Here is a 23,223-nt window from a genome sequence, read left to right as displayed (position 1 = left end):
GGTGGGCGGGCGGACCCGGCGCTACCCCCGCGCCTCCTTGCGGCGGCGCAGCGCCGTCCGCCCCCAGCGGATGAACGAGTACTCCAGCACGCCCATGCCGACCAGCCCCGGGATCGGCGGGACGCGGCCCTCGTCGATACGGTCGACGATCAGGTAGCCGCACAGCACCGGCCACACCACGGCCAGGGTCGCGAGGAGTGCCACCAGCGCCGTCCAGCCCCAGGCCGCCGCGCTCGCCTTGCGCGCCGGCCCCGCAGGGCGTTCCCGCGTGCGGGGCTGCGGGATCTGCGCGGGGTCGCGGGCCGGCATCGGGACGACCACCGCCGGCGGCACCGCCGCGTCGATCACCGCGATGCGGTCGGCGGTGACGCCCTCGTACAGCGTCGGCTCCACCGCCACCGCGAAGCCGTCCAGGCCCGTCAGCGAGCGCGCGCCGTCCGGGCGGGTGGTCATCGCGGCCGTGGCGTCGTAGCGGACCGTGACCGGGCCGCCGGGCGTGAGCAGGGTGACGCCCTCCGCGCCGATGACCAGCGTGACCCGGTCGTCGGACAGGGAGGGGTGGCGGGTGCCTTCGACGGCCGCCGCCGAGAACTGGGGCGCGAGCGTGAAGCCCGCCCAGTCCGCGCCCCGGCCGGGGACCTGGAGCAGGCCGTCCGCCCAGGCCTGGCGGGCCACCTCGCGCAGGTCGGCCACCGTCACCGCCTCCAGCTCGGCCCGGTGCCGGTCGGGGGAGAGGATCGGGTGCCCGAGGAGCAGGCTCAGCGCGTAGGACGGCAGCGTGGCGGCGCCGAGGTCCGGCGTGTCGTACATCTTGAGGTACTTGGCCCGCGCCGACGCCAGTTCCGCCTCCTCGATCCGGCCCGCGCGCAGCCGCGCCAGGACGTCGACGAAGCCGCCGACCACCGCGTCCTGCTTCTGCGGCAGCGCGTCCGCGTACGCGGTGAGCGTGGCGAAGCCGGCGTCGCGCGGGGTGTAGTCGGCCTCCGCCGTGTAGGAGTAGCCGCCCTCCTGGCGCAGGTCGTGGAAGAGGGCGCGGCCGAGTATCTCCGCGAAGAGCGCGGCAGGCGTCGTGCGCGGGACGACGGCGGTGAAGACCACGTGCCCGTCGTCGCCGTGGATGTAGGCCGGGGTGACCGGCAGGGCGCTGGTCGCCGGGGGCGCCGGGATACGGGTGCCGGAGGGGAGCGTGAGGTCCAGGCCCTCGGGCACGTGGTCGCTGGTGATCCACAGGACCGCGTTGTCGCGGGTGAAGCGGGTCTCGGCCCAGGCGCGGACCTGGTCGGCGGTGAGGGACCAGGTGCCCAGCTCGTTGTAGCTGGACAGGCCGTAGCCCTGGGCGCCGTACCGCCACAGCGGCAGCTGGGAATGGGGGCCGCCGCCCCGTCCCGCGGCCTCCGTGCGCAGGATCTCCTTCTCCGTCTCCAGCCGCTCCAGCGGCAGGTCGCGCAGGGCCGCGCACACCGTGTTGAGGTAGGTGACGACCTCCTCCTCGCTGCCGGTGACGTGGAAGAGGGTGTAGGTGTTGGCGGTGGCGCCGTTGTAGTGCAGGTCGGACAGGCCCAGGCGGTGCAGCGCGAGGTGCTCGACGAGGTGGGTGATCCCGGCGGTGGCGAGCGTCTCGTCGGCGCGGCCCACGCGGAAGAACAGGCCCGCGGTGATCTCGCCGGTGCGCGGCGCGTACAGCGTCGGGACGCCCTGCGTGGTGGTGTGGGAGACCAGGCCGTCGAGGGCGGCCAGGGCGGGCGCGTGCGTGGCGGGCAGTTCGGTGGTCATCTCGTCCCCCCTCTAGAGCGTGGCCAGGGCCGTGTCACGGAACTTCGCGTACCGGCTCTTCCAGTTCGGCAGGTAGGCCCACGGGAACTCGGTGACCCGGTCACCGAGCGCGGCGAAGTGCCGGGCGGCGTCCGCGAAGTGGCCGCCGAGGCAGAAGGCCAGCGCGAACGTGCTGTGCGCGGCCGTCTCGTGCCAGTCGGGCCGGTGGTCGGGGTGCAGCACCGACACCTGCGCCGCGTGTCGCAGGTCGTCGCGGACCGGGATGCCGCGCAGGTAGGCCGCGTCCTCGCCGGAGTCCAGGTCCAGCCAGTGCTCGATGTGCGCGTCGGCGACCAGGACACCGGCGTAGGAGCCGTTCGGGGCGCGGGTGGCGCACTCCTGGGCGAAGCCGTGGGCGGCGTCCCAGGAACCGCCCCACTTCGGGCACAGCTGCTGCAGCAGCAGCGTCTGCGCGCGGTACGCGTGCGGCTGGACGGCGGACAGGCGGTCGTAGCGCCGGCGGGCCTCGGACTGGCCGAGCTCCAGACCGCGCGCGGTGAGCAGGCGGATCGTCCACGCGGGGGCGTAGCCCGGCTGTTCGGCGCACACCTCGATCAGCAGCCGCTCGGCCTTGCGCAGCCAGTCGTGGAACCGGTCGAACTGCTCCCGCGAGACGTCCTTGGCGCGGGCGGCGCTGCGGATGTCCCAGCCGATGCGGACATAGCGGTCGGCGAGCAGGGTGCGCGGCAGCGGGTCGGCGGGCAGCGCGGCGGCGGCCTCCTCCAGATAGGTCTCGACGCCGTGCCGGCGCGCGAGCAGGCCGGAGGCGAAGGTCACCTTCTCGGGGGAGTCGAGGCCGGTGAAGAAGGCGCGCGTGGCGGCCCAGTCCCCCTCCAGCGCGGCCGTGCGCAGCGGCACGAGGGCGGGATCGTGTACGAAGGGGTCGGTGATCGGTCCCGTCCCCGTGGCGGTCGTGGTGCCGCTGCTCCTGCCCATCCGTCGCCCCCCCTGGCCGCGCATGTGTTTGTTGTGCGCGTTGTGCCGTCCGTGTGAAGTCGACGCAGGTTAACAGCCTGCTCCGACACTCGGCCCGGCAATTCCCCGGCGGCCGTAGGGTGCACGGCATGAGCATCATCGGGGTCGGTATCGACGTGGCCGAGATCGAGCGGTTCGCGGCGTCGCTGGAGCGCACGCCGGGGCTGGCGCAACGGCTGTTCGTGGAAGAGGAGTTGCTGCTGCCGAGCGGTGAGCGGCGCGGCGTCGCCTCGCTGGCGGCGCGCTTCGCCGCGAAGGAGGCGCTGGCCAAGGCGCTCGGGGCGCCGCCCGGACTGCACTGGACCGACGCGGAGGTCTACGTCGAGGACAGCGGCCGGCCCCGGCTGCGGGTGCGGGGCACGGTGGCGCGGAAGGCGGCCGAACTGGGCGTACGGTCCTGGCACGTGTCGCTCAGCCACGACGCCGGGGTGGCGTCGGCGGTGGTGATCGCGGAGGGCTGAACGCGGGGAGAGCGGATACGGCCGGCACGCGGGGCGCGGGGGAGCGGATGCGGTCCGCACGCGGATGCGATCCGCGCACGGATGCGGCCCGCACGCGGATGCGCACGGGCCGCCGCTGCAGGGACCCCGCGGCGGCCATCGGATGAGCCTCCGTCAGTCCCTGCCGTCTCAGTGGTCGTTGACGAAGCTGACGAAGTAGGAGCCGTTGCCGCCCGCGCCCTCGTAGTTGAGGCCGAAGCGGTCGTACTCGTCCATGTCGTACTTGATGCCCTCGCTCGCCGAGTGCGAGGCGCAGGTGCCCTTGCCGCCGCTCGCGACGAGCTTGTAGCCGGAGCGGTTGGCGGTGAGGTCGTCGACCGTCACCCAGGCCGAGTGGCCGTTGGCGGCCGTGTCGCACACGGAGACGATGTCGCCGTGCTCCTTGACGTAGACCTTCACGCCGTTGCCGGACCACACGTGGTCCCAGGAGCTCCCGCCGGGCGGGGCGACGGCGGCGGACGCGGACGGCGCGGTGAGGGTGGTCAGCGCGGCCAGGGCGGCGGCGCCGAGGAGCGCGGCGACCGTGCGCCGGCCGTGGGGGGAGCGCTGTGCCGTGGTGGTGTGCGTCATGTGTCCTCTCGGAGTTCGTGACATGAAGCGATCACTTCCCTCGTGACCGGAAGTGATCGCTCATCGATCAGAGGGACGCGATCACGCTCCGACAAGTTCCGTCCGGCCGGAACGCGTTGGCCGCGCGCGGTGTCCGGGTTCTCGGGGCAGACTCGGGCGTATGCGTACCGCGTACAGCGTTGAGACGGTCAGGGCAGCCGAGCGGGAGCTCATGGCGCGGCTGCCGGAAGGTGCCCTCATGCAGCGGGCGGCCGCCGGGCTCGCCGCCGCCTGTGCCGAACTCCTCGGCCGGGTGTACGGCAGCCGGGTGGTGCTGCTCGTCGGCAGCGGGGACAACGGGGGTGACGCCCTGTACGCCGGGGCACGGCTGGCCCGGCGGGGCGCCGGCGTCACCGCCGTCCTGCTCAGTCCCGAGCGGGTGCACGCCGCGGGGCTGGCGGCGCTGCGGCGGGCCGGCGGGCGCGTCACCGGCACGGACGGCGCCGAGGAGCTGATCGGGCGGGCCGACCTCGTGGTGGACGGGATCGTCGGGATCGGCGGGAAGGGCGGGCTGCGGCCCGAGGCGGTGCCGCTCGCCGAGGCCGCCGCGCGGGCCCGGGCCGCCGTGGTCGCCGTCGACCTGCCGAGCGGTGTCGACGCCGACACCGGGGAGGTGCGGGGGGCCGCCGTACGGGCCGACCTGACCGTCACCTTCGGCACGCACAAGCCGGGGCTGCTCGTCGACCCGGCGCGGGAGCACGCGGGCAGCGTACGGCTCGTGGACATCGGGCTGACGCTGCCGGAACCGGCCGCGCTGGAGGCGCTGCAGCACGCCGACGTCGCCCGGCTGCTGCCGTCGCCGTCGGCGGAGAGCGACAAGTACCGGCGCGGCGTCGTCGGGATCGCCGCCGGGTCGGCCCGGTACCCGGGGGCTGCGGTGCTCGCCGTGTCGGGGGCGCTGCGGGGCGGGGCGGGAGCCGTGCGGTACGTGGGGCCGGCCGGCGGGGCCGTCCTCGCCCGCTTCCCGGAGACCCTGGTGTCCGACCGGGGGCCCCGGAAGGCGGGGCGGGTGCAGGCGTGGGTCGTCGGGCCGGGCGCCGGGGACGACGCGGAGACGGTGGCGGAGGTGGTGGGCACCGACGTGCCGGTGCTGATCGACGCGGACGGGCTGCGGCTCGCCGACCGCGAGGCGGTACGCGCGCGTACGGCGCCGACGCTGATGACGCCGCACGCCGGGGAGGCCGCGGCGCTGCTCGGCGTCGCGCGTGAGGAGGTCGAGGGGGCGCGGCTGGCGGCGGTACGGGAGCTGGCGGGGCGGTACCGGGCGACGGTGCTGCTCAAGGGGTCCACGACGCTGGTCGCCGATCCGGCGGGGGGTACGGCGGTGCGGGTGAACGCGACGGGGACGCCGTGGCTGGCTACGGCGGGCAGCGGGGACGTGCTGTCCGGGCTGACGGGGTCCTTGCTGGCGGCGGGGCTGTCGGCGCGGGACGCGGGGAGCGTGGGGGCGTACCTGCACGGTCTGGCCGGCCGCCTGGCGTCCCGCGGGACGCCTGCGGCGGCGACGGACGTGGCGAGGTCGCTACCGGACGCGTGGCGAGACGTGACAGCCACGGCGTGACTCGCCGCGGGGGTGCGGTGTACGCCGTGGGGCACGGTGCCCTGGGGCGCGCATGTGCCCGGCGTTTCGGTGACCGCCGTGGGGTGCGCGGCCCGGCGCTGCCGGGGTGCCGCTGCGCCCACCCGTGCCGCCCCAGCGGCACGACTGCCCGCAGCTACGCGACACGGCGGCCCGCGGCTACGCCAGCCACGATGGCGCTGTAGTCGCCGACGGCGAGAAGGGGACGTGGTGGGGGGTGTCCGCCCGCAGCGGACGGCATTGCCTGCGGGTGCCCTCTTGAACTGACGTAGGGCCGTACCGAGGACGGACACCCCCCACCGCGGCCCCGACCCACCCACCGACAGAAGGCGCTACCGCAACCGGCCACCGGACCCGCGCGGGCCGCCGCAGGCATTCAGGGGCGCGGGGAACTGCGCGACCAGCCACGGCGGACCCGCACCCGGCAACACACCGCACCCACCCGCCTAGCTGCCGCAGGGGCACCGCGGGGAACTGCGCGACCAGCCACGACGGACCCGCACCCGGCGACGAAACCGAACCCACCCGCACAGCCGCCGCAGGCACACCGCGAGCAACCACGACGAGACCCGCACCCGGCAACACACCGCACCCACCCGCGCAGCCGCCCGGATGGGCTTCCGTTGCCCTCTGAGACACTGGGGGCGCGATGAACGAGACAGCGACCGCGCGGACCGCGCCCCTGCGGGCCCGCGCCGAGATCGACCTGGCCGCCCTGCGGGCCAACGTGCGCACCCTGCGCGAGAAGGCCCCCGGCGCCGCCTTCATGGCCGTGGTCAAGGCCGACGGATACGGCCACGGCGCGATCCCGTGCGCCCGCGCCGCCGTCGCCGCGGGTGCGACCTGGATCGGCACCGCCACCCCGGAGGAGGCCCTCGCCATACGGGCGCCGAAGTCCGGCATCCCCGCGGACGTCCGCGTGATGTGCTGGCTGTGGACGCCCGGAGGGCCCTGGCGGGAGGCCGTCGAGGCCGGCGTCGACATCTCGGTGAGCGGCATGTGGGCGCTGCGCGAACTCACCGACGCGGCACGCGGCGCGAGCCGCCCCGCGCGCGTGCAGCTCAAGGCCGACACCGGCCTGGGCCGCAACGGCTGCCAGCCCGCCGACTGGCCCGAACTCGTCGCCGCGGCCCTCGACGCGGAGCGCGCCGGCGTCCTCACCGTCACCGGCCTGTGGTCGCACTTCGCCTGCGCCGACGAGCCCGGCCATCCCTCCATCGCCGCGCAGCTCACCCGCTTCCGGGAGATGACGGCGTACGCCGAGGCGCAGGGCGTACGCCCCGAGGTCCGGCACATCGCCAACTCGCCCGCGATGCTCACGCTCCCCGAGACGCACTTCGACCTGGTCCGCCCCGGCATCGCCATGTACGGCGTCTCGCCCAGCCCCGAGCTCGGCACCTCCGCCGACTTCGGGCTGCGCCCGGTGATGACCCTGTCCGCGTCGCTGGCCCTGGTGAAGCAGGTGCCGGGCGGACACGGCGTCAGTTACGGCCACCACTACGTCACCCCGGGCGAGACCACCCTCGGTCTCGTCCCGCTCGGCTACGGCGACGGCGTCCCGCGGCACGCGTCCGGCGCCGGCCCGGTGCTGGTGGACGGCAAGTGGCGCACGGCCGCCGGACGGATCGCGATGGACCAGTTCGTCGTGGACCTCGGCGGTGACGAACCCGCGCCCGGCACCGAGGCGGTCCTGTTCGGCCCGGGCGACCGCGGCGAGCCGACCGCCGAGGACTGGGCGCAGGCGGCGGGCACCATCGCGTACGAGATCGTCACGCGCATCGGATCGCGTGTTCCCCGCGTCTATCTGAACGAGGAACCGCTCGTCCAGGTGAGTGAGGGGCCGGTCGGGCAACCCGGCGACGAGTGACCAGCAGCAGCCCGGCGAAGAGGAGCCGTACGTGAGCGAGAGCCCTGTGGAGTCCGCCGTGTCCGCCGCGGCCGCCGCGGGCTCGCCCGCCTGGCGCCGGGCGACCGGCATCGCGGGCGCCGCGATAGGCGTGCTCGCCGCGGGCGCGGCGGCCGGCGTCGCCATAGAGCGGATGACGGTCGGCCGGGGGATGCGCGCGAAGGCCCGGCTCGCGCTGGACGCCGCGGGCCCGTACGGCGCGCTGCGCGGCACGCCCGGCAAGGCGTACGCCGACGACGGCACCGAGCTGTACTACGAGGTCGACGACGTCGAACCGGAGGGCGGGTCCGCGCCCCGGCGCCGCCGGCTGTTCGGCCGCAAGGCGCCGGCGCCGGTCACCGTCGTCTTCAGTCACGGCTACTGCCTCAGCCAGGACTCCTGGCACTTCCAGCGGGCCGCGCTGCGCGGGGTCGTGCGGACGGTGCACTGGGACCAGCGCAGCCACGGACGGTCGGGGCGCGGGGTCGCGCAGACCGAGCGGGACGTGCCGGTGGACATCGACCAGCTCGGCCGGGACCTCAAGGCCGTCCTGGACGCGGCGGTGCCGGAGGGGCCGATCGTGCTGGTCGGGCACTCGATGGGCGGCATGACGGTGATGGCGCTGGCCGCGCAGTTCCCCGAGCTGATCCGTGACCGGGTCGTCGCGACCGCTTTCGTCGGCACGTCGTCGGGCCGGCTCGGCGAGGTCAACTTCGGGCTGCCGGTGGCCGGTGTCGCCGCGGTGCGGCGGGTGCTGCCGGGGGTGCTGAAGGCGCTGGGGCAGCGGGCCGAGCTGGTGGAGAAGGGGCGGCGGGCGACCGCCGACCTGTTCGCGGGGATCATCAAGCGGTATTCGTTCTCGTCCCGGGACGTCGACCCGGCCATCGCCCGGTTCGCCGAACGGATGATCGAGGGCACGCCCATCGACGTGGTCGCCGAGTTCTACCCGGCGTTCACCGACCACGACAAGACGGAGGCGCTGGCCTTCTTCCGCGACCAGCCGGTGCTGGTGCTGGCCGGCGTGGACGACCTCGTCACCCCCAGCGAGCACAGCGAGGCGATCGCCGACCTGCTGCCGGAGGCCGAACTGGTGCTGGTGCCGGACGCCGGGCACCTGGTGATGCTGGAACACCCGGAAGTGGTCACCGACCGCCTCGCCGACCTGCTCACTCGTGCGGGTGCCGTGCCGGCAGGCGCTACCGTGGGTGGCTATGGAAGCACCAGCGGCACCGCACAACCCGGCTGAGACCGAGCTGACCATCACCTCGCCCGAGCAGATGCGCGAGCTGGGCCGCCGGCTCGCCAAGCTGCTGCGCGCCGGTGACCTGGTGATGCTCTCCGGGGAGCTGGGCGCGGGCAAGACCACCCTGACGCGGGGCCTCGGCGAGGGGCTCGGCGTGCGCGGGGCGGTCACCTCGCCGACGTTCGTGATCGCGCGCGTGCACCCCTCGCTGGGTGACGGGCCGCCGCTGGTCCACGTCGACGCCTACCGGCTGTCGGGCGGGCTGGACGAGATGGAGGACCTGGACCTGGACGTCTCGCTGCCCGACTCGGTGATCGTCGTGGAGTGGGGCGAGGGCAAGGTCGAGGAGCTGACCGAGGACCGGCTGCAGATCGCCATCCACCGCGCGGTCGGCGACACCACGGACGAGGTACGGCACGTCACCCTGACGGGGCTCGGCGAGCGCTGGTCGGGCGCGGACCTGAGCGCCCTGGCCGCCTGACCGCCCCGAGCCGGCCACCCGCCCGGCCGACGGAACCGAACCGCGCGCCGGCCCCGCCCGAGCCGACCGTCCCCGCGGCCACCCGCTCCGAGCCGGCCGTCCCCGCGGCCACCCGCGCGGCCACCCGCTCCGAGCCGGCCGTCCGCGCGGCCACCCGGTCCAAGCCGGCCGTCCGAGCCGGCCGTCCGCGCTGCTCACGGGTGCGGCCCACTGCACGGCCACCCGCCGCGAGCCCGCCGTCCGCGCGGCTGACCGGCGCGGCCCACCGGTCCGAGCCGTCCGTCTGTGTGGCGGACCGGTCCAAGCCGTCCGTCTGTGTGGCGGACCGGTCCGCACCGGCCGTCTGCTGACCGTCCGTCCGGCGGGTCCCTCCGAGTCGGCCGCCCGTGCGGCTGACCCGCGCTGCCGCCCGATCCGGGCCGGCCACCCGTCCCGGGCCGGCCACCCGTCCCGGGCCCGCCGGCCCGCGGCCCAAGCCAGCAGGGCCCGGACTCGACCAGCCCCGTGCCACGGAGTCGCGCTGAGAGGTTCGTACGAACGTTCCGACACGGTGTCGGGAACATATTGCGCCGGGGGTCGCGGCGTGGTCACATGGTACCGAGATCGTGGTTAGGTCTACCTAACCTCGCCGCCCCCGACCTCCTGGAGGCGTCCGTGCCCGCTGCCGAGACCCCGAAGCCGCAGCCCCGCCCGACCGCGCCCGCCGGGCCGTCCATGCGCGACCTGCTGGCCTCCTGTGCGGCGGCGGACGCCGTCTCCCGCCCACCCCGGGACCCGAACCCCCAGCGCGACCACACTCCGCGCGAGACCCCGCGCGAAGAAGACCGCCGGGCCGCGTAGCGCCCCGCGGCACGGTCAGCGGATCACGACCACCCGCTGGCCGATCGTCGCGAAGCGCCACATGGCGTCGCCGTCCTCGCGGGTCTCGCGGATGCCGCCCGTCTTGACGCCGTCGTCCGCGGGTTGGGTCGCCGCTCCCGCCTCCGCGCTGAAGCCGATCACCACGCCGTTGACGCTCGCGAAGCGGACGACGTGCTCCACCGGGACGCCGTCCGTGCCGGTGATCGCGTTGGAGCGGGAGGAGACGAGGTACACGCCGGGGACCGGGTCCACGGTGCCGGGCTCCACGCGGAACGTGCGCACGACCTTCTCGCCCTGGTCGACCAGCCACACCCGGTCGTCGTCCAGCGCGTACACGACCCGCGGCCCGGTGCCCGTGCCGCCGGGCAGCTTCGTCGGGTCGTTGCCGTCCCGCGCCGCCTGGGAGGCGCTCACCGCGGGCGGCACCGTCGGCTTCGCGCTGCCGAGTGCGGCCGGGGCGGTCGCGGACGCCTGCCAGCCGAGGAACCCGACCGTCGCGACGGCCGCCGCGGTGAGCCCGGCCACGAACCCCGCGCTACTGCTTGCCACCGTCGTCCACCTCATCGCGCACAGAAAGTAACCGTCCCGGCGACGGTAGCAGCCGCCCCCCGCCCCACCGGGGCGTCCGACACGGGCGCCGCGGCGCCGTAGGCTGTTTGCGTGCTCTTGCTCGCTCTGGATACCGCCACACCCGCCGTCACCGTCGCGCTGCACGACGGCACGGACGTCATCGCCTCTACGAGCCAGGTGGACGCGCGCCGGCACGGCGAGCTGCTGCTGCCGGCCGTGGACCGCGTGCTCGCCGAGGCCGGACGGAAGCTGGACGCCGTCACCGGCATCGTCGTCGGCATCGGCCCGGGCCCCTACACCGGGCTGCGCGTCGGCCTGATGACCGCCGACACCTTCGGGCTCGCGCTCGGCGTGCCCGTGCACGGCGTGTGCACCCTGGACGGCCTGGCGTACGCCGCCGACCTGGACTCCGGCCCCTTCGTCGTGGCGACCGACGCCCGGCGCAAGGAGGTCTACTGGGCCACCTACGCCGACTCCCGCACCCGCCTCACCGGCCCCGCGGTCGACCGTCCCGCGGACATCGCCGACCGTGTGCGGGGCCTGCCGGCCGTCGGCGCGGGCGCGCTGCTGTACCCGGACACCTTCCCTCAGGTCCACGAACCCGAGCACGTCTCCGCCGCCGCCCTCGCCCGGCTCGCCGCCGCGAAGCTGGCCGCCGGCGAGGAGCTGGAGCAGCCGCGCCCGCTGTACCTGCGCCGGCCCGACGCCCAGGTCCCCAAGAACTACAAGGTGGTCACCCCGAAGTGACCGGAGCCGACACCGTGGTCCTGCGCGAGATGCGCTGGTGGGACATCGACCCCGTGCTGGAGCTGGAGCGCGACCTGTTCCCGGAGGACGCCTGGTCGCGCGGCATGTTCTGGTCCGAGCTGGCGCACTCCCGGGGCGCCGACGCGAGCAGGCGGTACGTGGTCGCCGAGCGGGACGGCCGTCTCCTCGGCTACGCCGGGCTCGCCGCCTCCGGTGAGCAGGCCGACGTGCAGACCATCGCCGTCGCCCGCGACCAGCAGGGCACCGGGCTCGGCAGCCGGCTGCTGACCGAGCTGCTGCGGGCCGCGACCGCCTTCGAGTGCGCCGAGGTGATGCTGGAGTGCCGGGTGGACAACACCCGCGCGCAGAAGCTCTACGAGCGCTTCGGCTTCGAGCCCATCGGCTTCCGGCGCGGCTACTACCAGCCCGGCAACGTGGACGCCCTGGTGATGCGCCTGACCGACCCTTCTTCCTCCGTACAAGGAACCGAGATCAATGGCTGACGAACCCCTGGTCCTGGGGATCGAGACCTCCTGCGACGAGACCGGCGTCGGCATCGTGCGCGGCACCACCCTGCTCGCCGACGCCGTCGCCTCCAGCGTCGACGAGCACGCCCGTTTCGGCGGCGTCGTCCCGGAGGTCGCCTCCCGCGCCCACCTGGAGGCGATGGTGCCGACCATCGACCGCGCGCTGAAGGAGGCGGGCGTCAGCGCCAAGGACCTCGACGGCATCGCCGTCACCGCCGGTCCCGGGCTCGCCGGCGCGCTGCTGGTCGGCGTCTCCGCGGCGAAGGCGTACGCCTACGCCCTCGGCAAGCCGCTGTACGGCGTCAACCACCTCGCCTCGCACATCTGCGTCGACCAGCTGGAGCACGGCCCGCTGCCCGAGCCGACGATGGCGCTGCTGGTCTCCGGCGGGCACTCCTCGCTGCTGCTGTCCTCCGACATCACCTCCGACGTCCGCCCCATGGGCGCGACCATCGACGACGCGGCCGGCGAGGCCTTCGACAAGATCGCCCGCGTGCTGAACCTGGGCTTCCCGGGCGGCCCGGTCATCGACCGGTACGCGCGCGAGGGCGACCCGGAGGCGATCGCCTTCCCACGCGGCCTGACCGGCCCGCGCGACCCGGCGTACGACTTCTCCTTCTCCGGCCTGAAGACGGCCGTGGCCCGCTGGATCGAGGCCAAGCGCGCCGCGGGCGAGGAGGTCCCGGTGCGCGATGTCGCCGCGTCCTTCCAGGAGGCCGTCGTCGACGTGCTCACCCGCAAGGCGGTGCGCGCCTGCAAGGACGAGGGCGTCGACCACCTGATGATCGGCGGCGGTGTGGCCGCGAACTCCCGGCTGCGCGCGCTGGCCCAGGAGCGCTGCGAGAAGGCCGGCATCCGGCTGCGCGTCCCGCGCCCCAAGCTGTGCACGGACAACGGCGCGATGGTCGCCGCGCTCGGCGCCGAGATGGTCGCCCGGGGCCGGTCCGCGTCCGGCTGGGACCTGTCGGCCGACTCCTCGCTGCCGGTCACGGACCCGCACGTCCCCGGCCACGACCACGACCACGTGCACGAGGTCAGCAAGGACAACCTGTACTCATGACCGTCGCGCTGATGTGGGAGGCGCGGGCGGCCGAGGGCCGCGGCGCGGAACTGCTCGCCTGGGCGCGGGCGCAGACCCTGCCGGGCACGCCGCTGCGCCGCGAGACCTTCCGCGCCCCGCAGGACCGCGTCCTGGTCGTCACCTGGTGGGACGCCCCCTACGACGCCGACCTGCCCGAACTGCCCGAGCCGGACGCCGGCCTGGTCACCCGCGCGGTGCACCGCTGGCGGTTCGAGTCGGTGGCGGAGGACTGACGGGAGCCGGCCGGCAGACCGGAAGGGGCGGCCCGGCGAGCCGTCGCGGGGCGAGGGCGGGCCACCGGACGCCGACGGCACTCGAATGTTTCGGTCCCGCGGGGATACGATCGCCGCCATGACAGCCCCGGAGTCCGCCGAGACCCAGACGGCAGGCCGGTCCCCCCGGACCGCGACGCTCGCCGAGATCGCCCGTGAGGCCGGCGTGTCGGCCCCGACCGTGTCGAAGGTGCTCAACGGCCGCGCCGACGTCGCCCCGGCCACCCGCAGCCGGGTCGAGGACCTGCTGCGCGCCCACGGCTACCGGCGCCGCCGGGCCGAGTCCGGCCGTTCCCCGCTGATCGACCTGGTCTTCCACGAGCTGGAGAGCGCCTGGGCGATGGAGGTCATCCGGGGCGTGGAGAACGTCGCCCGGGACGCGGGGCTGAGCGTGGTGCTCAGCGAGAGCGCCGGGCGGCTCACCCCGGGGCGGACCTGGGCGGACCAGGTCGCGGCGCGCCGCCCGCACGGCGTGGTCCTGGTGCTGTCCGGGCTGGACGAGTCCCAGCGGGCGCTGCTGACCAGCCGTTCCATCCCGTTCGTGGTCATGGACCCGGCGGGCGATCCCGGCGCCGACGTGCCCTCGATCGGCGCGACGAACTGGCAGGGCGGCCTCGCCGCCACCCGCCACCTGATCGATCTCGGCCACACCCGGATCGGCGCGATCAGCGGTCCGGAGCGGATGATGTGCAGCCGCGCCCGCGTCGACGGCTACCGGGCGGCGCTGGAGACCGCCGGGCTGCCGGTCGACCCGGCGCTGATCCGCACCGGCGACTTCCACCACGAGACCGGCTACCGGCTGGGCCGTGAGCTGCTGCGCCTGCCCGAGCGGCCGACGGCGGTCTTCGCCGGCAACGACCTGCAGGCGCTCGGCCTGTACGAGGCCGCGCGCGAGCTGGGCCTGCGCATCCCCGAGGACCTGAGCGTGGTCGGCTTCGACGACCTGCCGGTGGCCCGCTGGGTGGGGCCGCCGCTGACGACCGTGCGGCAGCCGCTGACGGAGATGGCGGAGGCGGCGGCCCGGCTGGTGCTGGAGCTGGGGCGCGGCGACGAGGCGCCGGTGGCCACCCGGGTGGAGCTGGCGACCAGCCTGGTGGTGCGGGCGAGTACCGGGGCGCCGGTGGCCGGAAGGTGACGTACTGACGGGCGGGGCGCCGCCCTCCCCGCTCCTCCGAAGTCAATCGGTTACCTGATCGAAACTTTCGGACTGGGCCCCCGTCCCGGCGGTCACCGTGAGTCGAACGGGGTCCGGGCACGATTGGCGGAAAAAAATCCGGCGGGTGTGTCGATCCCGTCGTCCACCGATCGACGCAGGGGTGAGAGGCCGGGAAGGACCCGGCCCCCGACCCCGAGGAGGCGTCATGCCCCGCTACCTGTCGCTCGTGCGGATCGACGAGAACAACGCGCCCGCCGGAGGCCCCAGCGCCGAGCTGATGCAGCGCATGGGCGAGCTGATCGAGGAGATGACCAAGGCCGGCGTCCTGCTCGACACGGCCGGGCTCACCCCGACCGCGCAGGGCACGCGCGTGCACTACGAGGGCGGCCGGCTGTCCGTCACCGACGGGCCGTTCACCGAGACCAAGGAGGTCATCGGCGGGTACGCGCTCATGCAGTGCAAGGACCAGGCCGAGGCCGTCGAGTGGACCAAGCGGTTCCTGAAGGTCCACGAGGAGGAGTGGACGGTCACCTGCGAGCTGCGGGAGATCGCGGAGGGCTGAGCGTCCCGCTTGGCCCGGGGCCCCGCGCGGTGTTCGATGGTGGGTTGTGACCGCACAGCCCACCGCCGACCCGCACCAGGCGATCGAGACCGTCTTCCGGCTGGAGTCGCCCCGCGTCATCGCCGCCGTCGCGCGGATCGTCAACGACGTCGGCGTCGCCGAGGAACTCGCCCAGGACGCCCTGGTCGCCGCCCTCGAACAGTGGCCGCGCGACGGGGTGCCCGACAACCCGGGCGCCTGGCTCACCACCACCGCCCGCCGCCGCGCCGTCGACCTGGTCCGGCGCCGGGAGAACTACGCCCGCAAGCTCGCCGAGATCGGCCGGAGCATCGACCCGGCCACCCCGCCGCCGGACGAGCCGGCCGGCCCCGACGACATCGACGACGACCTGCTCCGCCTGGTCTTCACCGCCTGCCACCCGGTGCTGTCCGCCGAGGCCCGCATCGCCCTCACCCTGCGCCTGCTCGGCGGCCTGACCACCGCCGAGATCGCCCGCGCCTTCCTGGTCCCCGAGCCGACGGTCGCCCAGCGGATCGTGCGTGCCAAACGCACCCTCGCCACGAAGAACGTCGCCTTCGAGGTGCCCTACGGCCCCGACCGCGCCGCCCGCCTCGGCTCGGTCCTCGACGTCATCTACCTGATCTTCAACGAGGGTTACGCGGCCACCGCCGGCGACGACTGGCTGCGCCCGGGGCTGTGCGAGGACGCCCTGCGGCTGGCCCGGCAGCTCGCCCAGCTGATGCCCAAGGAGCCCGAGGTGCACGGGCTGACGGCGCTGCTGGAGTTCCAGGCCGCCCGCAGCGCGGCGCGCACCGGGCCCGACGGCGCGCCCGTCCTGCTCGCGGACCAGAACCGCAGCCGCTGGAACCGGCTGCTCATCGCCCGTGGCACGGCCGCCCTGGAACGCGCCGAGGCCACCGCCTCCGGCGCCCCCGGGCCGTACGCCCTCCAGGCCGCCATCGCCGCCTGCCACGCCCGCGCGCTCAGTTACGAGGAGACCGACTGGGCGGCCATCGCCACCCTGTACGGGCTGCTCGCCGCCCGCGCCCCCTCGCCGGTCGTGGAGCTGAACCGCGCGGTGGCGGTGTCCATGGCCGACGGTCCCGGCCCCGCGCTGGAGATCGTCGACGCGCTCGCCGACCGCCTGCGCGACTACCACCTCCTGCCGAGCGTGCGCGGCGACCTCCTGCGGCGCCTGGGCCGCCACGCGGAGGCCCGCGCGGAGTTCGAACGGGCCGCGTCCCTGACCGCCAACGAGCGCGAACGGCACCTCCTGCGCCGCCGCGCCGAGGAGTGCGGCTAGGCCCCCTCGTCGAGGACCGGGCGGCCGATCAGCATCGTGGGGGCGCCCGCCACGCGGGTGAGGAAGACCGTGGCGGCCTCCCGGCCGTGCGGCTTGGGCAGCACCTTGCGGCGCAGCTCCTCCGGCTCCACCGCCGAGCCCCGCTTCTTCACCGTCAGCACGCCCACCGCGCGCTCCCGCAGCAGCGCCTTCAGCTTCTTGACGTTGAACGGCAGCTGGTCGGTGATCTCGTACGCCGACGCGTACGGCGTCGGGCGCAGCTCGTCGGACGTCACGTACGCGATCGTCGGGTCCAGCAGCCCACCGCCGACCTCCTCGGCCACCTCGGCGACCAGATGGGCGCGGATGACGGCCCCGTCGGGCTCGTAGACGTACCGCCCGAGGGGGCGCGGGGCCGGGTCGGGCAGCCCGCGGCCGCGCAGGGTGTACGGCCCCGGCAGCAGCGTCGCGCGCACCGCGCCCGGCGCGCCGGTGCCGAACCACAGCACCGCCTCCTTCACGTCGCCGCCGTCGGAGATCCACTCCGCCTCGGCCTCGGCGGGGATCGCCTCGTGCGGGACGCCGGGGGCGATCTTCAGCGCGGCGTGCGGTGCCTCCAGTGCCGCACCGACGGCCCAGGACAGGGGCGGTGAGTAGGCCTCGGGATCGAAGATGCGGCCGCGTCCGCCGCGCCGGGCCGGGTCGACGAAGACCGCGTCGTAGCCGGCGGTGTCCACCTCGGTGACGTCGGCCTCCCGCACCTCGACCAGGTCCGCGAGGCCGAGTGCGTCGGCGTTGGCGCGGGCCGCGGCGGCGGTCAGCGGGTCGCGGTCCACGGCCAGGACCCGGATGCCGGCGCGGGCCAGCGCGATCGCGTCGCCGCCGATGCCGCAGCACAGATCGGCGACGGAGGTGACGCCGAGGTCCCTCATCCGGGCCGCCCGGTACGCCGCGACGCTCGCCCGCGTCGACTGCTCGACGCCGTGGGGCGTGAAGTACATCCGCCCGGCGTCCTCGGCCCCGAACTTCGCCACCGCCCGCTGCCGCAGCCGGGCCTGGCCGAGTGCCGCCGACACCAGTTCGGCCGGATGCTCGCGGCGCAGCCGGGTGGCGACGGCGAGCTCGTCGGCCGGGTCGGTGTCACGCACCTGGTCGAGCAGGGCGCGGCCTTCGGGGGTGAGAAGCGGGGCGAGGTCGTTCACCGGGTCATTGTCGGGCAGCGGGGCGCGGCGCGGGCCGGCCGGGCACGGGTGGGGGCGATGAGCGGGCGCCGGGGGAGACGGGCCGGGTGCCGGCGGTGGGGCAGAGGGTGTGGGCCAGTCGGTGGATGGTGGCCGGGCCGTGGTGGTGTCGGGCCGGGTTCCGGGGGGCGGACTGCGAGGATCCGGCACCATGCGAGCAGTCGTACAAAATGACAAAAAGCGGGCGCGGCGGCGCGGTGCCCTCCGCGGTGGACTCGCCGCCCTCGCGGCCGCCGCCCTCGCCTCCGGCTGTGCCCCGGGCACCGGCTCCGCGGGCTCCGGCGCCGACTCGGCCGCCGACGGGCAGCAGGCCCTTCAGGCGCCCCCGGCGCGCGCCCTCGACTCCTACGCCGCGAAGCTGCGCGCCGAGCAGGCCGCACGCGCGGCCGCCGCCCGGCGCTGGGGCCTGGACTCCGTGCCGCTGGCCGCCCCGCCCCCGCCCCGGCAGAAGCCGAGGATCCACACCCGCCAGGGCTTCGAGGTCGACGACCAGGAGGAGCTGGGCCTGCCGCCGGTCTTCACCCGCATCCCGACCGACCAGAAGGTCGTCTTCCTCACGATCGACGACGGCGCGGAGAAGGACCCGGCGTTCCTGCGCATGATGAGCGACCTGCGCATCCCGTACACGGCCTTCCTCAGCAACTACCTGATCAAGAACGACTACGGCTACTTCAAGAAGATGCAGCAGCGGGGGGTGACCCTGAACAACCACACCCTGCACCACCCCTACCTGCCGGGCCTGTCCTACGCCGAGCAGAAGCACGAGATCTGCGACATGCAGGACATCATCGAGAAGCACTACGGCAAGCGCCCGACCGTCTTCCGCCCGCCGTACGGCAACTACAACCAGGACACCCTGCGCGCCGCGAAGTCCTGCGGGATCAAGTACGCCCCCCTGTGGGACGAGGAGGTCTTCGTCGACCACTGGGAGTACCGCGAGGACGACCAGGACCTCCACCCCGGCGACATCGTCCTGACCCACTTCCGCGGCCGGGACGACTGGAAGGGCACGATGCCCGACATGGTCCGCCGCTTCCTGAAGAAGGTGACGGACAAGGGGTACGCGGTGGCACGCCTGGAGGACTACCTGTGAGGACGCGGGGGCTGGTGGCCGCCCTCCTGGCGGCGACCGTCTGTCTGGCCGGGTGCGCCCAGTCGGTGGACCCGATCGAACGGCTCGGGAAGAAGGCGGCGGAACGCGTCGGCACGCACCGCCCCGCCGCCGAACCCGCCTACCGGCGCTGGGGCCTCGACCAGCCGCTCGCCCCCGCGCCCAGCCCGGCCTCGCGGCGCGTCCCGCGGGGCGCGGGGCCGGGCCTGCCGCCGGTCGTGGACCGGGTGCCCACCCGCGACCGGGTCGTCTTCCTCACCTACGACGACGGCGCGGAACGCGACCCCCGGTTCGTCGACCTGGTGCGCGAACTGCGCCTGCCGGTGACCATGTTCCTCACCGACAGCGTGGTGGGCCCCGGCTACGGCCACTTCGCGCGGCTGAGGTCGGTCGGCGCCGGCCTGGAGAACCACACCCTCGACCACCCCGCCCTGCGCGGCCTGCCGTATGCCGGCCAGCGCGCGGAGATCTGCGGCCAGCAGCGCAAGCTCCACGCCCGCTTCGGCGTCCACCCCCACGTCTTCCGCCCGCCCTACGGCACCTACGACCGGACGACCCTGCGCGCGGCGGCCGACTGCGGCATCACGGCGGTGGCCCTGTGGCGGGTGTCCCTCTCCGGCGACGGCACCCTGGCCTACACCCACGGCGCCCACCACCTCCGTCCCGGCGACATCATCGCCGTGGACCCGGACGAGACCTCGGGCCCGACCCTGCGCGCCCGCACCCTGCGTCTGCTCGGCCGGATCCAGAGCACGGGGCTGACGGTGGCGAGCCTGGACGACTATCTGTGACCGGCCCCGCGGGGTCGCCGCACCGCCGCGGGAAAGGACGCGCCGCACGGCAATTGGCACTCCGCTTGACCGAGTGCTAATCGCAGTCATAGTCTCGGCTCTGGCACTCGGCAGATGAGAGTGCCAAACACGCGACGGGCAGGTCCGGCACCCGCGACGACGGATCGACCTGGTCGCCACCTCAGACAGTTAACCCCGTGAGATCTCCGAAGGGGGAGGTCGGATCGTGACGACCGCCAGCTCCAAGGTTGCCATCAAGCCGCTCGAGGACCGCATCGTGGTCCAGCCGCTCGACGCCGAGCAGACCACGGCCTCTGGCCTGGTCATCCCGGACACCGCCAAGGAGAAGCCCCAGGAGGGCGTCGTCCTGGCCGTGGGCCCGGGCCGCTTCGAGGACGGCAACCGCCTGCCGCTCGACGTCAAGGTCGGCGACGTGGTGCTCTACAGCAAGTACGGCGGCACCGAGGTGAAGTACAACAACGAGGAGTACCTCGTTCTCTCGGCCCGCGACGTGCTCGCGATCATCGAGAAGTAAGCACCTTCACCCAAGCCTTGCCTGAACTGCGCCCCTGGCCCCAGCGACCGACAACGAAGCCGGGCGCCGGGGCGCAGTCGCTTTACTCCCCAGATTTCCGAGAGGGCTCCCGCTGCCATGGCGAAGATCCTGAAGTTCGACGAGGACGCCCGTCGCGCCCTCGAGCGCGGCGTCAACAAGCTGGCCGACACCGTCAAGGTGACCATCGGCCCCAAGGGCCGCAACGTCGTCATCGACAAGAAGTTCGGCGCCCCGACCATCACCAACGACGGCGTGACCATCGCCCGTGAGGTGGAGATCGAGGACCCCTACGAGAACCTCGGCGCCCAGCTGGTCAAGGAGGTGGCGACCAAGACCAACGACATCGCGGGTGACGGTACGACCACCGCGACCGTGCTCGCCCAGGCGCTCGTGCGCGAGGGTCTGAAGAACGTCGCCGCCGGCGCCTCCCCGGCCGCCCTGAAGAAGGGCATCGACGCCGCGGTCAAGGCCGTCTCCGACGACCTGCTCGCCACCGCGCGCCCGATCGACGAGAAGTCCGACATCGCCGCCGTCGCCGCGCTGTCCGCCCAGGACCAGCAGGTCGGCGAGCTCATCGCCGAGGCGATGGACAAGGTCGGCAAGGACGGTGTCATCACCGTCGAGGAGTCCAACACCTTCGGTCTGGAGCTGGACTTCACCGAGGGCATGGCCTTCGACAAGGGCTACCTGTCGCCGTACTTCGTGACGGACCAGGAGCGCATGGAGGCCGTCCTGGAGGACCCGTACATCCTCATCCACCAGGGCAAGATCGCCGCCATCGCGGACCTCCTGCCGCTGCTGGAGAAGATCATCCAGGCGAACTCCTCCAAGCCGCTGCTGATCATCGCCGAGGACGTCGAGGGCGAGGCCCTCTCCACCCTGGTGGTCAACAAGATCCGCGGCACCTTCAACGCCGTCGCGGTGAAGGCCCCCGGCTTCGGCGACCGCCGCAAGGCGATGCTGCAGGACATGGCCGTCCTCACCGGCGCCACCGTCATCTCCGAGGAGGTCGGCCTCAAGCTCGACCAGGTCGGCATCGACGTGCTCGGCTCCGCCCGCCGCGTCACCGTCACCAAGGACGACACCACGATCGTCGACGGCGCCGGCAAGAAGGACGAGGTCGAGGGCCGCGTCGCGCAGATCAAGGCCGAGATCGAGAACACCGACTCCGACTGGGACCGCGAGAAGCTCCAGGAGCGCCTCGCGAAGCTGGCCGGCGGCGTGTGCGTGATCAAGGTCGGCGCCGCCACCGAGGTGGAGCTGAAGGAGAAGAAGCACCGTCTGGAGGACGCCATCTCCGCGACCCGCGCCGCGGTCGAGGAGGGCATCGTCTCCGGTGGTGGCTCCGCGCTGGTCCACGCCTCCAAGGTCCTCGAGGGCAACCTCGACAAGACCGGCGACGAGGCCACCGGCGTCTCCGTCGTCCGCAACGCCGTGGTCGAGCCGCTGCGCTGGATCGCCGAGAACGCGGGCCTCGAGGGCTACGTCATCGTCTCCAAGGTCAAGGACCTGGAGAAGGGGCAGGGCTACAACGCCGCCACCGGCGAGTACGGCGACCTGATCAAGGCCGGCGTCATCGACCCGGTCAAGGTCACCCGCTCCGCCCTGGAGAACGCCGCCTCCATCGCCTCCCTGCTGCTCACGACCGAGACCCTGGTCGTCGAGAAGAAGGAAGAGGAAGAGGCCGCCGCGGGCCACGGCCACGGTCACGGCCACGCCCACTGACGCACGCCGGCACTGAGGCCCGGCACCTCCTGGGGTGCCGGGCCTTTCGCGTGGCTAGCGCTCCAGCGCCTCCAGGGCGCCCAGCTGCTGCATCAGGCCCAGCTGGTCGTGCTGCCACCACAACTCGGCGATCTTGCCGTCGCCATTCATACGGAACCAGGTTGTTCCGGTCATGGTGACCTGCTTGCTCGTGGGCGCGATGCCCAGGAAGTCGCCCGAGTGCGTGGCGTTCCAGGTCCACCGTGCGCAGACCCGGTTCTCGTGGGCGAGCACGTCCTCGACCGTGAAGGAGAAGTCGAACGCGGCGCGCCACATCCGGAACTCGCTGCGCATGGCGTCCAGTCCGAGGGTGTCCTGCGGATTGATCGGGTCGTGGCTGTGGATGTCCTCGTCCAGCAGGTCGTTGAGCGGCGGCAGATCGCCGGCCGTCCCCAGCGTGGCGAAGAAGCGCCGCACGGTGTCCTCGGACAACTGGTCGTCCCGCACCACGTCCAGGTCGGTGAAGGACGGCATCTCGTCGCACAGGGCGACCATGTCCCGGAAGATCCGGTCCGTCTCGGGCATGTTGGAGTTCCGCATCGCCTCCTCGTACGACGGGAACTCGACGATCTCGATGAAGTGCGACGCGTCGGAGCGGTCCTTGCCGACCACCGCGTGCGTCGCCGTCCGCTTCCCCTTGGTCTTCTCGACCCAGGTGTCCATCAGCCGGTCCATCTCGTCGAACCGGCTGGTCTTGCAGTCGATGAGCTGTACGAAGGTCATGGCGCCGCCTCCGGTCCCCCGTGGGTCCGGTGTGTCCGTCGGTCCATTTTCCCACCGGACGGCCGCCCTCACCTGTCGCTACTGCGGCCCGTATTTCCGCCCCGTCCGTGACGTGAGCCCGCCCAGCAGCCCCCTCGGGACCAGCTTCGCCGCGCCCAGCAGCGCCTTGTAGCGGGGGTCCGGGATGGACAGGGTGCGGCCGCGGGCCAGGTCCGTCAAAGCCGCCGCGACCACCTTGTCGGCGTCCAGCCACATCCAGTTCGGGATGTTGTCCGTGCCCATGCCGGCCCGCTGGTGGAACTCCGTGCGGACGAAGCCCGGGCACAGCGCCATCAGCCGTACGCCGCTGCCCGCCAGGTCGCGCGCCGCGCCCTGGGTGAACTGCACGACCCACGCCTTGGACGCCCCGTACGTGCCGCGCGGCACGAACGCCGCGACCGACGCGACGTTGACGACCCCGCCGCGCCCGCGCTCGCGCATCGCCTCCGTCGCCGCCGAGGTCAGCCGCAGCACCGCCTCGCAGTGCACCTTCAGCATCCTCAGCTCGTCGGCCATCGGGACCTCGAGGAAGCGGCCCTTGTTGCCGAACCCGGCGTTGTTGATCAGCAGGTCGACCGGGTTGCGGCGGTCGCCGAGGCGGGCGGCCACCGCCTCGATGCCGCCGTCGTCGGCGAGGTCGGCGGTCAGCACCTCCGCCTCGATGCCGTGCCGGTCGTGCAGCTCGGTCGCCTGCTCGCGCAGCCGCTTGGTGTCCCGGGCCACCAGCACCAGGTCGTGCCCGTCAGCCGCCAGCCGCCGCGCGAACGCGGCACCGATCCCCGCGGTCGATCCCGTAATCAGAGCCGTTGTCATGCGCCAAGACTAGTTACCCGCACCGACAGCCCCCCGCCCGCGC

The 23,223-nt window shown here is 74.0% G+C and carries 24 protein-coding genes; 17 read left to right on the top strand and 7 right to left on the bottom strand.

Annotated features, from left to right (window positions below):
* Window positions 1-21: 21 nt before the first annotated feature.
* The gene (locus tag ACF1AL_RS18390) at window positions 22-1,773 is read right to left on the bottom strand and encodes a M16 family metallopeptidase (protein WP_391821057.1); all 1,752 of its coding nucleotides are present in this window, start codon (window positions 1,771-1,773) and stop codon (window positions 22-24) included.
* 12 nt (window positions 1,774-1,785) lie between these two features.
* Window positions 1,786-2,748 carry a hypothetical protein gene (locus ACF1AL_RS18385; RefSeq protein WP_391780494.1) on the bottom strand — a complete coding sequence of 321 codons (963 nt, stop codon included), beginning with the start codon at window positions 2,746-2,748 and terminating at the stop codon, window positions 1,786-1,788.
* Between the two features lie 128 nt (window positions 2,749-2,876).
* Between ACF1AL_RS18385 and ACF1AL_RS18380 the strand changes: the two genes are divergently transcribed.
* A complete protein-coding gene (locus tag ACF1AL_RS18380) occupies window positions 2,877-3,248 on the top strand; it encodes a holo-ACP synthase (protein ID WP_391821056.1) in 372 nt (123 codons plus the stop codon).
* 168 nt (window positions 3,249-3,416) lie between these two features.
* Here ACF1AL_RS18380 and ACF1AL_RS18375 read toward each other — a convergent pair whose 3' ends face one another.
* On the bottom strand, window positions 3,417-3,857 hold the full coding sequence (locus ACF1AL_RS18375) for a hypothetical protein (protein WP_366841104.1): 441 nt from the start codon (window positions 3,855-3,857) through the stop codon (window positions 3,417-3,419).
* Window positions 3,858-4,017: 160 nt separating this feature from the next.
* Here ACF1AL_RS18375 and ACF1AL_RS18370 point away from each other — a divergent pair, with 160 nt between their 5' ends.
* The 5 genes from ACF1AL_RS18370 (at window position 4,018) to ACF1AL_RS18350 (ending at window position 9,924) form a co-directional block, all read left to right on the top strand.
* Window positions 4,018-5,457: an NAD(P)H-hydrate dehydratase gene (locus tag ACF1AL_RS18370; RefSeq protein WP_391826526.1), complete on the top strand. Its 1,440-nt coding sequence runs from the start codon at window positions 4,018-4,020 to the stop codon at window positions 5,455-5,457.
* Window positions 5,458-6,124: 667 nt separating this feature from the next.
* Window positions 6,125-7,342: an alanine racemase gene (gene alr / locus ACF1AL_RS18365; protein ID WP_366837878.1), complete on the top strand. Its 1,218-nt coding sequence runs from the start codon at window positions 6,125-6,127 to the stop codon at window positions 7,340-7,342.
* Between the two features lie 31 nt (window positions 7,343-7,373).
* Entirely contained in the window at window positions 7,374-8,606 is a 1,233-nt protein-coding gene (locus tag ACF1AL_RS18360) for an alpha/beta hydrolase (protein WP_366837879.1), read from the top strand.
* The gene (gene tsaE, locus ACF1AL_RS18355; RefSeq protein WP_366837880.1) at window positions 8,572-9,084 is read left to right on the top strand and encodes a tRNA (adenosine(37)-N6)-threonylcarbamoyltransferase complex ATPase subunit type 1 TsaE; all 513 of its coding nucleotides are present in this window, start codon (window positions 8,572-8,574) and stop codon (window positions 9,082-9,084) included. Before ACF1AL_RS18360 ends, tsaE begins: the two co-directional genes overlap by 35 nt.
* Before the next feature lie 654 nt (window positions 9,085-9,738).
* On the top strand, window positions 9,739-9,924 hold the full coding sequence (locus tag ACF1AL_RS18350; RefSeq protein ID WP_366837881.1) for a hypothetical protein: 186 nt from the start codon (window positions 9,739-9,741) through the stop codon (window positions 9,922-9,924).
* A 15-nt stretch (window positions 9,925-9,939) separates the two neighbouring features.
* Here ACF1AL_RS18350 and ACF1AL_RS18345 read toward each other — a convergent pair whose 3' ends face one another.
* Entirely contained in the window at window positions 9,940-10,494 is a 555-nt protein-coding gene (locus ACF1AL_RS18345; RefSeq protein ID WP_391780491.1) for a hypothetical protein, read from the bottom strand.
* 111 nt (window positions 10,495-10,605) lie between these two features.
* Between ACF1AL_RS18345 and tsaB the strand changes: the two genes are divergently transcribed.
* The 7 genes from tsaB (at window position 10,606) to ACF1AL_RS18310 (ending at window position 16,163) form a co-directional block, all read left to right on the top strand.
* The gene (tsaB, locus tag ACF1AL_RS18340; protein ID WP_386421039.1) at window positions 10,606-11,262 is read left to right on the top strand and encodes a tRNA (adenosine(37)-N6)-threonylcarbamoyltransferase complex dimerization subunit type 1 TsaB; all 657 of its coding nucleotides are present in this window, start codon (window positions 10,606-10,608) and stop codon (window positions 11,260-11,262) included.
* A 29-nt stretch (window positions 11,263-11,291) separates the two neighbouring features.
* Window positions 11,292-11,765 carry a ribosomal protein S18-alanine N-acetyltransferase gene (gene rimI, locus ACF1AL_RS18335; protein ID WP_366838031.1) on the top strand — a complete coding sequence of 158 codons (474 nt, stop codon included), beginning with the start codon at window positions 11,292-11,294 and terminating at the stop codon, window positions 11,763-11,765.
* Complete coding sequence (gene tsaD / locus ACF1AL_RS18330; RefSeq protein ID WP_384204685.1) at window positions 11,758-12,849, top strand: tRNA (adenosine(37)-N6)-threonylcarbamoyltransferase complex transferase subunit TsaD; 1,092 nt, start codon at window positions 11,758-11,760, stop codon at window positions 12,847-12,849. The genes rimI and tsaD overlap by 8 nt, the downstream gene beginning before the upstream one ends.
* The gene (locus ACF1AL_RS18325; protein WP_391660050.1) at window positions 12,846-13,103 is read left to right on the top strand and encodes a hypothetical protein; all 258 of its coding nucleotides are present in this window, start codon (window positions 12,846-12,848) and stop codon (window positions 13,101-13,103) included. The genes tsaD and ACF1AL_RS18325 overlap by 4 nt, the downstream gene beginning before the upstream one ends.
* A gap of 118 nt (window positions 13,104-13,221) precedes the next feature.
* On the top strand, window positions 13,222-14,277 hold the full coding sequence (locus ACF1AL_RS18320) for a LacI family DNA-binding transcriptional regulator (RefSeq protein ID WP_366837886.1): 1,056 nt from the start codon (window positions 13,222-13,224) through the stop codon (window positions 14,275-14,277).
* 226 nt (window positions 14,278-14,503) lie between these two features.
* Complete coding sequence (locus tag ACF1AL_RS18315) at window positions 14,504-14,860, top strand: YciI family protein (RefSeq protein WP_384204693.1); 357 nt, start codon at window positions 14,504-14,506, stop codon at window positions 14,858-14,860.
* A gap of 46 nt (window positions 14,861-14,906) precedes the next feature.
* Complete coding sequence (locus tag ACF1AL_RS18310; protein ID WP_366837888.1) at window positions 14,907-16,163, top strand: sigma-70 family RNA polymerase sigma factor; 1,257 nt, start codon at window positions 14,907-14,909, stop codon at window positions 16,161-16,163.
* On the opposite strand, the gene ACF1AL_RS18305 is transcribed toward ACF1AL_RS18310, so the two are convergent.
* The gene (locus ACF1AL_RS18305) at window positions 16,160-17,344 is read right to left on the bottom strand and encodes a methyltransferase domain-containing protein (RefSeq protein WP_391826524.1); all 1,185 of its coding nucleotides are present in this window, start codon (window positions 17,342-17,344) and stop codon (window positions 16,160-16,162) included. The two genes, ACF1AL_RS18310 and ACF1AL_RS18305, sit on opposite strands and share 4 nt — an antisense overlap.
* 190 nt (window positions 17,345-17,534) lie before the next feature.
* Between ACF1AL_RS18305 and ACF1AL_RS18300 the strand changes: the two genes are divergently transcribed.
* The 4 genes from ACF1AL_RS18300 (at window position 17,535) to groL (ending at window position 21,566) form a co-directional block, all read left to right on the top strand.
* Complete coding sequence (locus tag ACF1AL_RS18300; RefSeq protein WP_386586420.1) at window positions 17,535-18,476, top strand: polysaccharide deacetylase family protein; 942 nt, start codon at window positions 17,535-17,537, stop codon at window positions 18,474-18,476.
* Complete coding sequence (locus tag ACF1AL_RS18295) at window positions 18,473-19,285, top strand: polysaccharide deacetylase family protein (RefSeq protein ID WP_366837891.1); 813 nt, start codon at window positions 18,473-18,475, stop codon at window positions 19,283-19,285. The genes ACF1AL_RS18300 and ACF1AL_RS18295 overlap by 4 nt, the downstream gene beginning before the upstream one ends.
* A 226-nt stretch (window positions 19,286-19,511) precedes the next feature.
* Window positions 19,512-19,820 carry a co-chaperone GroES gene (groES, locus tag ACF1AL_RS18290; protein ID WP_009190181.1) on the top strand — a complete coding sequence of 103 codons (309 nt, stop codon included), beginning with the start codon at window positions 19,512-19,514 and terminating at the stop codon, window positions 19,818-19,820.
* Between the two features lie 117 nt (window positions 19,821-19,937).
* On the top strand, window positions 19,938-21,566 hold the full coding sequence (groL, locus tag ACF1AL_RS18285; protein ID WP_366837892.1) for a chaperonin GroEL: 1,629 nt from the start codon (window positions 19,938-19,940) through the stop codon (window positions 21,564-21,566).
* Between the two features lie 54 nt (window positions 21,567-21,620).
* Here the strand turns inward: groL and ACF1AL_RS18280 are convergent, their stop codons facing one another.
* Window positions 21,621-22,328 carry an ester cyclase gene (locus ACF1AL_RS18280; protein ID WP_391780487.1) on the bottom strand — a complete coding sequence of 236 codons (708 nt, stop codon included), beginning with the start codon at window positions 22,326-22,328 and terminating at the stop codon, window positions 21,621-21,623.
* A gap of 78 nt (window positions 22,329-22,406) precedes the next feature.
* Complete coding sequence (locus ACF1AL_RS18275; RefSeq protein ID WP_391821053.1) at window positions 22,407-23,180, bottom strand: SDR family NAD(P)-dependent oxidoreductase; 774 nt, start codon at window positions 23,178-23,180, stop codon at window positions 22,407-22,409.
* Window positions 23,181-23,223: the final 43 nt, after the last annotated feature.

The organism is Streptomyces sp. NPDC014801, from assembly GCF_043082085.1.
GTDB lineage: Bacteria > Actinomycetota > Actinomycetes > Streptomycetales > Streptomycetaceae > Streptomyces.
Note: the sequence above shows the minus strand (reverse complement) of the source record. Positions and strands in the feature narration are given on the sequence as shown.